Below are 13,206 nucleotides of genomic sequence, written 5' to 3'. Positions count from 1 at the left end.
TTCAACATGCGTTATTTCCTTGCTAAATATAAGGATTAGCATCATGGCATGCTTGGACGTCCCTATTCTAGGGGATCCGCAGTTCGATTTTCAGTGCTAGCATGGCGCTCCCATGAGTAGCAATTAACGATACCGAGCCTGGCGAATTCGTCTGCCACAATTCGGTGCCCAATTCGGTGCCAGGTCTGTCATTCGGACAGCCAACACGCACTTTTGATAATTCTCAATACTCTCCAATACGGGCGTTCACACATCACCCGCGACGTCGCGGAAAATGACTTTTCGAGCTAAATCAATAGTGCTTCATGCTTGTCCGAATGACAGACCTGGCACCGAATTTGGCGCCGAATTTTCCCCAAAAAAAAGCGAGCCGAAGCTCGCTTTTTTTATTGCCAGGAAAGCTGCAAGATTACTTGCGGTCTTTCAGCGGAGGCACGTCGCGCACTGCCGAGCCGACGAACAGCTGGCGTGGGCGGCCGATCTTCTGCTCTGGGTCGGCGATCATTTCGTTCCACTGGGCGATCCAGCCGATGGTACGGGCCATGGCGAAGATGCCGGTGAACAGGGACACCGGGATGCCCATGTGCCGACTGCACGATGCCGGAGTAGAAGTCCACGTTCGGGTACAGCTTGCGGGACACGAAGTATTCGTCGTTCAGCGCAATCTTTTCCAGTTCCATGGCCAGCTTGAACAGTGGGTCGTCTTGCAGGCCCAGCTCTTGCAGCACTTCGTGGCAGGTTTCGCGCATCAGCTTCGCACGCGGGTCGAAGTTTTTGTACACGCGGTGACCGAAGCCCATCAGCTTGACGCCGGAGTTCTTGTCTTTCACCTGAGCGATGAAGGCTGGGATCTTGTCGACGGTGCCGATTTCTTTCAACATGTTCAGCGCAGCTTCGTTCGCGCCGCCGTGGGCAGGGCCCCACAGGCAAGCGATACCGGCAGCGATACAGGCGAACGGGTTGGCGCCCGACGAACCGGCCAGACGGACGGTCGAGGTCGAAGCGTTCTGCTCGTGGTCTGCGTGCAGGATCAGGATGCGGTCCAGGGCGCGCACCAGCACGTCGTTGACCTTGTACTCTTCACATGGATTGGCCGAACATCATGCGCATGAAGTTGGCGCGGAGTACGACAGGTCGTTGCGTGGGTACACGAACGGCTGGCCAACCGAGTACTTGTATGCCATGGCGACCAGGGTCGGCAGCTTGGCGATCAGGCGGATGGCGGAAATTTCACGCTGCTTGGCATCGTTGATGTCCAGCGAGTCGTGGTAGAACGATGCCAGCGCGCCGACGGTGCCAACCAGCACGGACATCGGGTGCGACGTCGCGGCGGAAGCCGCGGAAGAAGAATTGCATCTGCTCGTGCACCATGGTGTGCTTGGTCACGGTGTCGACGAACTGCTTCTTCTGCACTGCGTTCGGCAGGTCGCCGTTCAGCAGCAGGTAGCACGATTCCATGAAGTCGGCGTTCACGGCCAGTTGCTCGATCGGGTAGGCCGCGGTACTGCAGCTCACCCTTGTCACCGTCGATGTAGGTGATCGAGGAGTTGCACGACGCGGTCGACATGAAGCCTGGGTCGTAGGTGAACTTGCCGGTGGTGCCGTACAGCTTGCGGATGTCGATGACGTCCGGGCCCACGGTGCCCTTGTAGATCGGCATTTCGACCGATGGGCTGCCGTCGGAGAACGATAGCGTTGCTTTGGTATCAGAGATGTTCATGGACTCTTCCTTTGGGAGAGATGCAGCAAATAAAAAAACTTAACTCAGGCTTGGCGGCAGGCGAGCCAGTAACGCATGTACATGCGGCAGGTCTATTTCGCCTTCCGGCTCCTTACGGGCCAAGACCAGATCCATCAGTGCATTGTCCGACAAATCGAGGAGTCGCGTGAACGCGTCCACTTCCTCGTCGGTCAATCCTGCTTCGTGCGCATCGAGGAAACGAGTCAGGATAAGGTCGTTTTCCAGCAGGCCCCGTCGTGCGCGCCAGCGTAGGCGCGCACGGTTGGTCGGATCGGCCTGATGCGCCTCGTTTTTCGAGTTCGGCCATATTTATTAAATGGCGCGACGCACCATCAGTTCCTTGATCTTGCCGATCGCCTTGTTAGGGTTCAGGCCTTTCGGGCACACGTCCGACGCAGTTCATGATCGAGTGGCAACGGAACAGACGGTACGGGTCTTCCAGGTTATCCAGGCGCTCGCCGGTGGCTTCGTCGCGCGAGTCGGCGATGAAGCGGTAGGCTTGCAGCAGGCCGGCCGGGCCGACGAACTTGTCCGGGTTCCACCAGAACGATGGGCAGGAAGTCGAGCAGCAGGCGCAACAGGTATGCACTCGTACAGGCCGTCCAGCTCTTCGCGCTCCGCAGGCGACTGCAGGCGCTCTTTCTCCCGGAGGGATCGAGTCGTTGATCAGGAACGGCTTGATCGAGTGGTATTGCTTGAAGAACTGGGTCATGTCGACGATCAGGTCGCGCACACACCGGCAGGCCTGGCAGCGGGCGCAGCACGATCGGCTCGCTCAGCTCGTTCAGGTTGGTGGTGCAGGCCAGGCCGTTCTTGCCGTTGATGTTCATCGCGTCGGAACCGCACACGCCTTCGCGGCAGGAGCGGCGCAGCGACAGCGAGTCGTCAACGTCGGACTTGATGCGCTGCAGTGCGTCCAGCAGCATCTTGTCGGTGTCTTTCAGCTCGACCGTCAGGTCTTGCATGTACGGCTTGGCGTCCTTGTCCGGATCGTAACGGTAAATCTTGAATTTGAGAGTGCGTGCCATGTTGTGAGGCCCTTGCTTAGAAAGTACGTGGTTTCGGTTTGAAGGTATCAACCGTCAGCGGCTTGGTGACGACTGCCTTGTATTCCAGGCGGTTGCCTTCCGAGAACCACAGCGTGTGCTTCATCCATTCTTCGTCAATTGCGGTTCGGGTGATCGTCCTGGGCGTGGGCGCCACGGGATTCCTTACGCGCGTTGGCCGAGACGATGGTCGCTTTCGCAGTTTCGATCAGGTTGTCCAGTTCCAGTGCTTCCACGCGGGCGGTGTTGAATACCTTGGACTTGTCGTTGTACGACACGTGCTTGCGGCGTTCGTCCAGCTTCAGGATCTCTTCCACGCCCTTGGCCAGCATTTCGTCGGTACGGAACACGCCGCAGTACTTCTGCATGGTGGCGCGGATGTCGTTGGCGACGTCTTGCACGCGCTCGCCACCAGTGGAGGTTTCCAGGTGGTTCAGGCGGTTCATTGCGAAGTCGGCGGACGTCCTTCGGCAGCGGCTTGTTTTCCTTCTGCTTCAGGTTTCTGTGCCACCACGTGGTTGCCGGCTGCGCGGCCGAATACCACCAGGTCCAGCAGGGAGTTGGTGCCCAGGCGGTTGGCGCCGTGCACGGAGACGCAGGCGCATTCGCCGATTGCGTACAGGCCATTCACGATCTTCTGGCTGCCGTCGCCGTTAGGCACGACTACCTGGCCGTGGATATTGGTCGGGATGCCGCCCATCTGGTAGTGAATGGTCGGTACCACCGGGATCGGTTCCTTGGTCGCGTCGACGTTGGCGAACTTGTGGCCGATTTCCAGGATCGATGGCAGGCGCTTCTGGATGGTGTCCGAACCGATGTGGCGCAGGTCCAGCAGGACGTGGTCCCTTGTTAGGACCGCAGCCGCGGCCTTCCTTGATCTCCTGGTCCATCGAGCGCGATACGAAGTCGCGCGGGCCAGGTCTTTCAGGGTCGGAGCGTAGCGCTACCATGAAGCGTTCGCCGTTCGAGTTGATCAGGATGCCGCCTTCGCCGCGCACGCCTTCGGTGATCAGCACGCCCGCGCCGGCTACGCCCGGTCGGGTGGAACTGCCAGAATTCCATGTCTTGCAGCGGCAGGCCGGCACGTGCCGCCATGCCCATGCCGTCACACGGGTGTTGATGAAGGCGTTGGTCGATGCTGCGAAGATGCGGCCTGCGCCGCCGGTTGCGATGATGAGTGGTGGTCTTGGCTTCCAGGATCATGCATTCGCCGGTTTCCATTTCCAGGGCAACCACGCCAAACCACGTCGCCGTCGGCATCGCGCACCAGGTCCAGGGCCATCCACTCAACGAAGAAGTGGGTGCGGGCACGCACGTTGCGCTGGTACAGGGTGTGCAGCAGTGCGTGGCCGGTACGGTCAGCCGCGGCGCAAGCGCGCGCTGCACCAGGCTTCTCGCCCAGGTTCGCGGTGTGGCCGCCGAACGGACGCTGGTAAATGGTGCCGTCCGGGTTGCGGTCGAAAGGCATGCCGAAGTGTTCCAGCTCGTAGACGACTTTCGGTGCTTCGCGGCACATGAATTCAATCGCATCCTGGTCGCCCAGGTAGTCGCCACCCTTGACGGTGTCGAACATGTGCCAGTACCAGTTGTCTTCCGACATATTGCCCAGCGAGGCGCCGATGCCGCCCTGCGCTGCCACGGTGTGGGAGCGGTGTCGGGAACACCTTGGACAGCACGGCCACGTTCAGGCCGGCTTCCGCCAGTTGCAGGGAGGCGCGCATGCCGGAACCGCCGGCGCCAACGATCACCGCGTCAAAGCGGCGGGTAGGGATTGCAGATTTGATAGCTGCCACGATTTACACACTCCACAGAATTTGCATCGACCAGGCGGCGCAGACGATCAGCCAGCCAATGGTTGCGATCGATTGCAGGAACAGGCGCAGGCCGACCGGCTTGATGTAGTCCATCCAGATGTCGCGGATGCCGACCCAGGCGTGATAGAACAGCGCCAACAGGGTGACTGCGCTGAACAGCTTGGAACCACTGCTGCGCGAACAGGCCTGCCCAGCCTTCGTACGATGGGTTCGACGAAGTAAAGATCAGGGAAAAACAGGACGGGCGGTGTACACCACCATCAGCACGGCGGTCACACGCTGGACCAGCCAATCCTTGACGCCGTAGTGGGCGCCGACAACCAGGCGTTTTGGGCCGATGTTATTGTTAGCCATTTAGAACACTCCAAACAAATTTCAGTGCGACCAGCGCGGTCACGACAACGGTGATCACGACCACGACGGTGGCGGACTTGCGCGCGGAATCCTTGTCCAGGCCCACGTGGGTGGTCCATGATCAGGTGACGTACGCCGGCGCAGAAGTGCTGGGTTGTAGCCCCAGATCAGTGCCAGCATGACCAGTTTCGCGATCGGGTGGGAGGCGATCAGCATGAAATTGCCGAAGGTGGACTCGGAGGCGCAGCGACTCCTGCAGCAGGTACAGCACGAACGGCAACAGCAGGAACATCAGGGCGCCGCTGATGCGGTGCAGGATGGAGACGATGCCAGCCATCGGCAACCGGTAGTTCATCAGATCCGTAACGTGGATGTTACGGGAATTCTGGCCGCTCTTTTTTTGGGGTTTCCCGCACGGCTTCAGTCATATACAACCTCCCTATGCTTTATTACAAATGATTTGCCAAACTTGGCGAAGCTACGATTTTCGCCGATTTTTGCTCTTACGACCAATATGTATTGGTTACATATCACCAAAATATTATTGCAGCGCACCTTAACTGAGATCATTTTGATAATGATGGCGTTCCGTCAGGTACAGGCCGCGGCGCAATTCGACCGGTTTGTCGCCGTAAGTGAAGGAAACGCGCTCGGCGCACAGCAGCGGCATGCCTGCCGCAACTTTCAGCAGTGCGGCATCGCCCTCCTCGGCGCACACGGCGCGGATCTTTTCTTCCGCCCGGATCATGCGGGTACCGAATTCGGATTCGAACAGGCCGTACATCGGGCCCTTGTATTCATTCAGGCGTTCCGCCGTCAGGCCTTTGAAGATCACGCCGGGCAGCCACAGCTCTTCGACGATGGGTGGGCACGTTGTCGAAACTTTGCACGCGCTTGATGTAGACCACCGCATCGCCCGACTTCAGGTCGAGCAGGCGCGCCACTTCAGCCGGCGCGCGCAGGCGCTTGACTTCAATAAACCGGGATTCGGGATAATGCGGCACACCTTCGTCCGGCACCAGGCGCAGGAAGCGGAAATGCGCGCGCGCCTCGTGGTGGGTGGACACGAACGTCCCCTTGCCCTGGCGGCGCATGACCAGGTTTTCCGCCGCCAGTTCGTCGATCGCCTTGCGCACGGTGCCCTGGCTGACCTTGAAACGGTTGGCCAATTCGACTTCGCTGGGGATCATCTCGCCCGGCTTCCATTCGCCGGACTGCAGGCTCTGGGTGATCAGGCCTTTGATCTGCTGGTACAGGGGAGAAAAAGTGGGGGACGGAGCGCCGGCCGCGCCTAAGGCGTCAGAAGTGGTCTGGTTGGGCGTGACGGGATTCATAGCCCGCTATTCCACCACATCCGCCCCCTGCCGTCCAGAAAAATCCTATAACTTATATGTCTTATATAAGACATAAGATAGGATTGACAGCCAGTCGACAGGCGCCTACACTCGCCCGAATTGTCGTATCATTACGAGCTTATACCGTTTTCACGTCCACTTTGGAGATTCACCATGGCTAAAACCCCAATGCGTGTTGCCGTTACCGGCGCCGCCGGCCAGATCGGCTATTCCCTGCTGTTCCGTATCGCCAACGGCGACATGCTGGGCAAAGACCAGCCAGTCATCCTGCAACTGCTGGAAATCCCTGACGAGAAGGCCCAGAAAGCGCTGAAAGGCGTGATGATGGAAATCGACGATTGCGCATTCCCGCTGCTGGCCGGCATGACCGCCCACGCCGACCCGATGACCGCCTTCAAGGATGCCGACGTGGCCCTGCTGGTTGGCGCCCGTCCGCGCGGCCCAGGCATGGAGCGTAAAGACCTGCTGGAAGCCAACGCACAGATCTTCACCGTGCAGGGCAAGGCACTGGACGCCGTCGCTTCGCGCAATGTCAAAGTTCTGGTGGTCGGCAACCCAGCCAACACCAACGCCTTCATCGCCATGAAGTCCGCTCCTTCCCTGCCAGCGAAGAACTTCACCGCCATGCTGCGCCTGGACCACAACCGCGCCCTGTCGCAAGTTGCTGCCAAGACCGGCAAGGCTGTCAAAGACATCGAAAAGCTGTGCGTATGGGGCAACCACTCCCCAACCATGTACGCCGACTACCGCTTCGCCACCATCGGCGGCGCATCGGTCAAGGACATGATCAACGACCAGGAATGGAACGCCAACACCTTCCTGCCAACCGTGGGCAAGCGCGGCGCGGCGATCATCGAAGCACGCGGCCTGTCTTCCGCAGCTTCCGCAGCCAACGCTGCGATCGACCACGTGCATGACTGGGTACTGGGCACCAACGGCAAGTGGACCACCATGGGCATCCCTTCCGACGGCTCTTACGGCATCCCTGAAGGCACCATGTTCGGCTTCCCGGTAACCTGCGAAAACGGCGAATACACGATCGTCCAGGGCCTGGACATCGACGCATTCTCGCAAGAGCGCATCAACATCACGCTGAAGGAACTGACCGAAGAGCGTGAAGGCGTGAAGCACCTGCTGCCATAATCGTCTTTTACAGTGGAACCGGTTAAACCACCGATCCGCCGTACCCGCCGCGCTGCCGATGGCAGCGCGGCTGCTGTTTCATCTAACGTACCAATGCATCCATCCGAGGTTTTATTCCAGGGCACACGCCAGCCGCTGCTGCTCCCTGCCTGCGACCACTACGCCGGCAGTGAAAAGCTGATGCGCAAATCCATGGCCCTGCAACAAGAGCTTGGTCCCCTGTTCGACATCACCTTCGATTGCGAGGACGGCGCCGCCGCCGGCAACGAAGAATCCCACGCCAAGCTGGTCGCCCTGCTGCTGCTGGACGAAGCCAATGCATTCAACCGCATCGGCGCCCGCGTGCACGACATCAACAGCCCGTTCTTCGAACGCGACGTCGAAATCATCTGCACCGAAGCGGGCCACAAACTGGCCTACATCGTGATCCCCAAGCCGGAAAGCGTGCAGGAAGTCGCGCGCGCCATCGAACTGGTGAACCAGCATGCCGCCAAGTCCGGCCGCGCATCTCCGGTGCCGGTGCACGTGCTGATCGAAACCCATGGCGCATTGCGCGACGTGCACGATATCGCCGCCCTGCCCCAGGTCGAATGCCTGTCCTTCGGCATCATGGACTTCGTCTCGGCCCACTACGGCGCAGTGCCGGGCAGCGCCATGCGCACGCCGGGCCAGTTCACCCATCCGCTGGTGGTGCGCGCCAAGCTGGAAATCGCCGCCGCCTGCCATGCGCACGGCAAGGTGCCGTCGCATAACGTGACCACTGAAATCAAGGATTCCGCCGTGGTGGCGACCGATGCCCAGCGCGCAGCCGCGGAATTCGGCTTCACCCGCATGTGGAGCATCCACCCGAGCCAGATAAAACCTGTCATAAAAGCATTTACGCCGCGCGCATCCGAGGTAAACGAGGCCGCAACCATCCTGCATGAGGCAGAGAAGGTACAGTGGGGCCCGATTAACCAGCATGGTCGCTTGCATGACCGCGCGAGCTATCGCTATTATTGGACGGTTCTGCAGCGAGCCAAGCTCGCAGGCCTGCCGCTGCCGGACTCCGTTGCCGCCCTAGTCGGGGTGGCCGAATCAAAAGGAACCCAATAATGTCGTTTATGAAACTGATCACCGCCTGCGCCATGGCCCTCGCCATCGCAGCCCCTTCCGCCCACGCAGCCCCTAAGAAAGCCGCCAAGCCAGCTGCCACCCAAGGCGAGCCGGAATCGAGCGTGAGCGGGCGCACTGCCACCAATTACGCCTGCGAACTGGGCAACAAGATCACCATTTACAGCAACGCGGACGACGGCAACAGCATCGTTATGCGCTGGAAGAACCGCCTGCACCGTCTGACTCGCGAAGCCACCTCCACCGGTGCGGCTCGCTTCGAGAACAAGATTGCAGGCTTGATCTGGATCGGCATCCCTGCCAAGGGCATGCTGCTGGATTCCAAGGTGAACCGCCAACTGGCGAACGAATGCAAGACATCTGATCAAGCGCTCGGACTTTAATCAATAAGGAGAGGACATGTCCCGCAACACACTGAATACGCTTAAGGATTTCCCGATCGGGGCAAAGAAGGGTAAGTTCTACTCCCTGCCGGCCCTGGAAAAGGAACTGGGCGCCAAGATTTCCCGCCTGCCGGTATCGATTCGCGTCGTACTGGAATCCGTTCTGCGTAACTGCGACGGTAAGAAAGTGACCGAAGAGCACGTCAAGCAGTTGGCTAACTGGGGCGCTACCGCTGCCCGCACCGACGAAATCCCATTCGTCGTAGCCCGCGTTGTGCTGCAGGACTTCACCGGCGTTCCGCTGCTGGCCGACCTGGCTGCCATGCGTAACGTCGCCTCCAAAATGGGCGTCAACCCTAAGAAGATCGAACCCCTGGTGCCGGTTGACCTGGTGGTTGACCACTCGGTCACCATCGACCACTTCCGCGAGCCTAAGGCGCTGGACCTGAACATGAAGCTGGAATTCTCGCGCAATAACGAGCGCTACCAGTTCATGAAGTGGGGCATGCAAGCCTTCGACACCTTCGGCGTGGTTCCTCCAGGCTTCGGTATCGTTCACCAGGTCAACCTGGAATACCTGGCACGCGGCGTGCACAATGGCTCCGGCGTGTACTACCCTGACTCGCTGGTAGGCACCGACTCCCACACCACCATGATCAACGGTATCGGCGTAGTGGGCTGGGGCGTGGGCGGCATCGAGGCGGAAGCCGGCATGCTGGGCCAGCCAGTGTACTTCCTGACCCCGGACGTGATCGGCGTCAACCTGACCGGCGTGCTGCGCGAAGGCTGCACCGCGACCGACCTGGTGCTGACCATCACCGAAATGCTGCGTAAAGAGAAAGTCGTGGGCAAGTTCGTCGAGTTCTTCGGCGAAGGCACCGAGTCCCTGTCCGTGACCGACCGCGCAACCATCGCCAACATGGCGCCGGAATACGGCGCGACCATGGGCTTCTTCCCGGTCGACGACGCGACCATCGAATACTTCGAAGGCACCGGCCGCACCAAGGAAGAAATCGCTGCATTCCAGTCCTACTTCAAGGCACAGGGCATGTACGGCGTGCCGAAGAAAGGCGAAATCGACTTCACCCGCGAACTGCACCTGGACCTGTCCACCGTTGCTCCTTCGCTGGCCGGTCCTAAGCGTCCGCAAGACCGTATCGAAATCGGCAACGTCAAGTCCACCTTCACCGAACTGTTCTCCAAGCCAACCACCGAGAACGGCTTCAACAAGAAGGCCGACGAACTGACCAAGACCTACACCACCAGCAATGGCGTGAACGTCAAGAACGGTGACGTGCTGATCGCCGCTATCACCTCCTGCACCAACACCTCGAACCCGAGCGTGCTGCTGGCAGCTGGCCTGCTGGCCAAGAAAGCTGTGGAAGCCGGCCTGACCGTGGCTCCGCACATCAAATCGTCCCTGGCTCCTGGCTCCCGCGTTGTGACCGAGTACCTGACCGCCGCCGGCCTGCTGCCATACCTGGAAAAACTGGGCTTCGGCGTGACCGCTTACGGCTGCACCACCTGCATCGGCAACGCTGGCGACCTGACCCCGGAACTGAACGCCACCATCACCGGCAACGACATCGTTGCTGCTGCCGTGCTGTCCGGTAACCGTAACTTTGAAGCGCGTATTCACCCGAACATCCGCTCCAACTTCCTGGCATCGCCGCCGCTGGTCGTCGCTTACGCGATCGCCGGCAACGTGACCCGCGACCTGATGACCGAACCGGTCGGCCAGGGCAAGGATGGCAAGGACGTGTACCTGGGCGACATCTGGCCGACCTCGAAAGAGATCGCAGCGCTGATGAAGTTCGCGATGAACTCCAAAGTCTTCAAGTCCAACTACGCCGACGTCAAAGGCAACCCAGGCAAGCTGTGGGAAGCCGTATCGTCGACCGAAGGCCAAGTGTACAACTGGCCAGATTCGACCTACATCGCAGAACCTCCATTCTTCGATGGCTTCGAGATGAAACCTAAGGCGGCGGAAACCGGCATCAAGGGCGCGCGCGCATTGGGCGTGTTCGGTGACTCCATCACCACCGACCACATCTCGCCGGCAGGCTCGATCAAGGAAGACGGCCCGGCAGGCAAGTGGCTGAAGGAAAACGGCGTGATGAAGGCCGATTTCAACTCCTACGGCTCGCGCCGCGGCAACCACGAGATCATGATGCGCGGCACCTTCGCCAACGTGCGTATCAAGAACAAGATGATCCCTGCCAAGGCTGACGGTTCCGCGGTTGAAGGCGGCATCACCCTGCACCAGCCATCGGGCGAACAACTGTCGATCTACGACGCAGCAATGCGCTACGTTGAAGAAGGCACCCCGACCATGATCTTCGGCGGCGAAGAATACGGCACCGGCTCCTCCCGTGACTGGGCAGCCAAGGGCACCCAGCTGCTGGGCGTGAAGGCGGTGATCTGCCGTTCCTTCGAGCGTATCCATCGTTCCAACCTGGTGGGCATGGGCGTGCTGCCACTGCAATTCATCGGCAACGACTCCGTGGAATCGCTGGGCATCACCGGCAAGGGCGAAACCTACGACCTGAAGGGCCTGGAAGGCGACATCAAGCCTCAACAGCAAGCCACCCTGGTGATCCACCACGCTGACGGCTCGAGCAAGGAAGTGCAAGTCCTGCTGCGTATCGACACCCCGATCGAAGTGGACTACTACAAGCACGGCGGTATTCTGCCATTCGTGCTGCGCCAGCTGCTGGCTGCCTAAAACCGGTAAGGCAGGGTCTGACCCAAGGGTCAGACCCGCATGCTCTGCCGCCAACTCGAACGCCGGGCCTGTGCCCGGCGTTTGTTTTTGAGTCTGACCCTTGGGTCTGACACCGGTTTACCGGTTTAAAACGCCGAGTCTTGCTGAATCCACTACAATAAGGGTACCAAGGTTTCCTTTTTCACTAAGAAAAGCGCTATGCGTCGCCCATCCAAAGATTCAACCCATAAATTATCTGCCGACAGCCAGCGCCTTATCTCCCTCGCCCAAGCCCTGGGCCAGGCCGCCAGCCGCATTGAAGAGCGTAACTGGGAAAGGGTGCTGGATGCCCAACTGCACAAATTGCTGCGCACAGGACATCAGGACACTGTCGACTCAGCCCTGAACTCGCTGTTCAGCGTGGACCTGCCTGGCTACGACATCCTGATGGATAGCGTGGAGGCGGTCAGCGAGTCCGACTCCATCGTGGTGGAGGTCGATGGCGAATCGCGCGAGTACGACATCCTGCTGGTGGCCGCCCCGGTGCTGGCCTGGACGCGTTTTTCGATCGCCTCCGGCCCGATTCCGGCCGACATCCTGAATACGCTGTCGGCGCACTTCTCCGCCCACCTGCTGGCGGATGGCACGCACATGGCGATGTCGTCCACCCTGTACTCGATCGACCAGCTGCCGCGCACCCACGCCGAAGCCTATTCCAAGGTGCACAAGCTGGCGCAGGCGGCCCTGAAAGGCCAGGCCATCAAGTCCGAACCCAAGGCCTTGGAAACCGCGCCGTTCCTGGCCGACACCCGCTACCTGATGGTGGCCGTGGTGGCCCCGCATAATGCGCCGATGTTCACCTGGCAGATGCCGGCCCAGCACGCCACGCAAGCCGAAGCACGGCGCGATGCGCTGGCCGCCTGGACCACTCAAGCCACGCCGACCGTGGCGCGCCTGCTGACTGGCTGCGGCATCGAAATGCTGCTGCCGGAAGCCTATTACACCGGCTGCCGCGAAGCCGACAAGCTGATTCGCCCGGTCTCGATCCGCGCTGCCGTGCACTACCTGACGCATTCGCTGGCTTGCGAGCCATCGGACCTGCGCGCGGTGATCGCCGGCTTCGGCGACGAGTCCGCGCCGGATGGCCAGGTCGATGAATACCGCGTCGCCTTCACCCGCCGTTCCGACAGCGACGTGATGTACGGCGTGGTGTGGCCGCTGTACGGCCAGGAAGATGAAGAAGGCACCCCGGCTGAAGGCCTGTCCGGCAGCATGGCCGAACTGCTCAAGCCGCGCACGCCGGTCGAAGAAATCGTCGAACACCTGAACGCCGCCGGCGTATCGCAGGTGAAGAAGTTGGGCGAGCAGTATGTCGCCGAATACTGCGACGATTGCGGCGCCCCGCTCTTCGCCGACCCGTCAGGCGAACTGGTCCACGCCGAAATGCCGGAAGACGCCGCCTCAGGCAGCGAGCACTTCCACTAAGAAGAAAAGCCCGCGGTCAACGCGGGCTTTTTCTTGGGGCTGGGGCATCGGTTGCTGTGCCGGGATCC

Annotated in this window: 8 protein-coding genes and 6 pseudogenes; 5 read left to right on the top strand and 9 right to left on the bottom strand. The window is 60.4% G+C overall.

Annotated features, from left to right (window positions below; genetic code table 11):
* Nucleotides 1–386: 386 nt before the first annotated feature.
* The 9 genes and pseudogenes from ACQ4MM_RS10245 to ACQ4MM_RS10205 form a co-directional block, all read right to left on the bottom strand.
* Nucleotides 387–1,307 (bottom strand): annotated as a pseudogene (locus tag ACQ4MM_RS10245) (citrate/2-methylcitrate synthase).
* Nucleotides 1,231–1,515 carry a citrate/2-methylcitrate synthase gene (locus ACQ4MM_RS10240; RefSeq protein ID WP_431477269.1) on the bottom strand — a complete coding sequence of 95 codons (285 nt, stop codon included), beginning with the start codon at nucleotides 1,513–1,515 and terminating at the stop codon, nucleotides 1,231–1,233. The pseudogene ACQ4MM_RS10245 and the gene ACQ4MM_RS10240 overlap by 77 nt, the downstream one beginning before the upstream one ends.
* Nucleotides 1,516–1,759: 244 nt before the next feature.
* Nucleotides 1,760–2,050 carry a succinate dehydrogenase assembly factor 2 gene (locus ACQ4MM_RS10235; protein WP_431477272.1) on the bottom strand — a complete coding sequence of 97 codons (291 nt, stop codon included), beginning with the start codon at nucleotides 2,048–2,050 and terminating at the stop codon, nucleotides 1,760–1,762.
* 52 nt (nucleotides 2,051–2,102) lie between these two features.
* The gene (locus ACQ4MM_RS10230) at nucleotides 2,103–2,453 is read right to left on the bottom strand and encodes a 4Fe-4S dicluster domain-containing protein (protein ID WP_431477271.1); all 351 of its coding nucleotides are present in this window, start codon (nucleotides 2,451–2,453) and stop codon (nucleotides 2,103–2,105) included.
* 79 nt (nucleotides 2,454–2,532) lie between these two features.
* A pseudogene (locus ACQ4MM_RS10225) lies at nucleotides 2,533–2,706 on the bottom strand (2Fe-2S iron-sulfur cluster-binding protein); the annotation flags it as partial.
* 79 nt (nucleotides 2,707–2,785) lie between these two features.
* Nucleotides 2,786–4,580: pseudogene (gene sdhA / locus ACQ4MM_RS10220) on the bottom strand (succinate dehydrogenase flavoprotein subunit).
* Nucleotides 4,581–4,583: 3 nt separating this feature from the next.
* Nucleotides 4,584–4,955 (bottom strand): annotated as a pseudogene (gene sdhD, locus ACQ4MM_RS10215) (succinate dehydrogenase, hydrophobic membrane anchor protein).
* Nucleotides 4,956–5,371, bottom strand: a pseudogene (gene sdhC, locus ACQ4MM_RS10210) (succinate dehydrogenase, cytochrome b556 subunit). It lies immediately after the preceding pseudogene.
* A 140-nt stretch (nucleotides 5,372–5,511) separates the two neighbouring features.
* Nucleotides 5,512–6,289: pseudogene (locus tag ACQ4MM_RS10205) on the bottom strand (GntR family transcriptional regulator).
* 174 nt (nucleotides 6,290–6,463) lie between these two features.
* Between ACQ4MM_RS10205 and ACQ4MM_RS10200 the strand changes: the two are divergent.
* The 5 genes from ACQ4MM_RS10200 to ACQ4MM_RS10180 all read left to right on the top strand — a co-directional run bounded on the left by ACQ4MM_RS10200 (nucleotide 6,464) and on the right by ACQ4MM_RS10180 (nucleotide 13,138).
* Nucleotides 6,464–7,453, top strand: coding sequence for a malate dehydrogenase (locus ACQ4MM_RS10200; RefSeq protein ID WP_431477268.1), 990 nt, complete (start codon nucleotides 6,464–6,466; stop codon nucleotides 7,451–7,453).
* Nucleotides 7,454–7,546: 93 nt separating this feature from the next.
* Complete coding sequence (locus ACQ4MM_RS10195) at nucleotides 7,547–8,548, top strand: HpcH/HpaI aldolase/citrate lyase family protein (RefSeq protein ID WP_431477267.1); 1,002 nt, start codon at nucleotides 7,547–7,549, stop codon at nucleotides 8,546–8,548.
* Nucleotides 8,548–8,949 (top strand): hypothetical protein, encoded by a 402-nt coding sequence (locus ACQ4MM_RS10190; protein WP_431477266.1) that lies wholly within the window; start codon nucleotides 8,548–8,550, stop codon nucleotides 8,947–8,949. Before ACQ4MM_RS10195 ends, ACQ4MM_RS10190 begins: the two co-directional genes overlap by 1 nt.
* 16 nt (nucleotides 8,950–8,965) lie before the next feature.
* Entirely contained in the window at nucleotides 8,966–11,674 is a 2,709-nt protein-coding gene (gene acnA / locus ACQ4MM_RS10185; RefSeq protein ID WP_431477265.1) for an aconitate hydratase AcnA, read from the top strand.
* 198 nt (nucleotides 11,675–11,872) lie between these two features.
* Nucleotides 11,873–13,138: a DUF2863 family protein gene (locus ACQ4MM_RS10180; protein ID WP_431477264.1), complete on the top strand. Its 1,266-nt coding sequence runs from the start codon at nucleotides 11,873–11,875 to the stop codon at nucleotides 13,136–13,138.
* The last annotated feature ends 68 nt before the right edge of the window (nucleotides 13,139–13,206 follow it).

The sequence above is a fragment of the Massilia eburnea genome (genome assembly GCF_050709955.1).
Taxonomy (GTDB): Bacteria; Pseudomonadota; Gammaproteobacteria; order Burkholderiales; family Burkholderiaceae_D; genus Rugamonas; species Rugamonas eburnea_A.
This window is presented reverse-complemented; position numbering and strand designations above follow the sequence as displayed.

Excerpts from the sequence above, each read along its gene's own strand:
- ACQ4MM_RS10230 (WP_431477271.1), bottom strand. The coding sequence starts at position 2,453 with ATGACCCAGTTCTTCAAGCAATACCACTCGATCAAGCCGTTCCTGATC.
- ACQ4MM_RS10190 (WP_431477266.1), top strand. The coding sequence starts at position 8,548 with ATGTCGTTTATGAAACTGATCACCGCCTGCGCCATGGCCCTCGCCATC.
- acnA (WP_431477265.1), top strand. The coding sequence starts at position 8,966 with ATGTCCCGCAACACACTGAATACGCTTAAGGATTTCCCGATCGGGGCA.
- ACQ4MM_RS10180 (WP_431477264.1), top strand. The coding sequence starts at position 11,873 with ATGCGTCGCCCATCCAAAGATTCAACCCATAAATTATCTGCCGACAGC.
- ACQ4MM_RS10195 (WP_431477267.1), top strand. The coding sequence starts at position 7,547 with ATGCATCCATCCGAGGTTTTATTCCAGGGCACACGCCAGCCGCTGCTG.
- ACQ4MM_RS10200 (WP_431477268.1), top strand. The coding sequence starts at position 6,464 with ATGGCTAAAACCCCAATGCGTGTTGCCGTTACCGGCGCCGCCGGCCAG.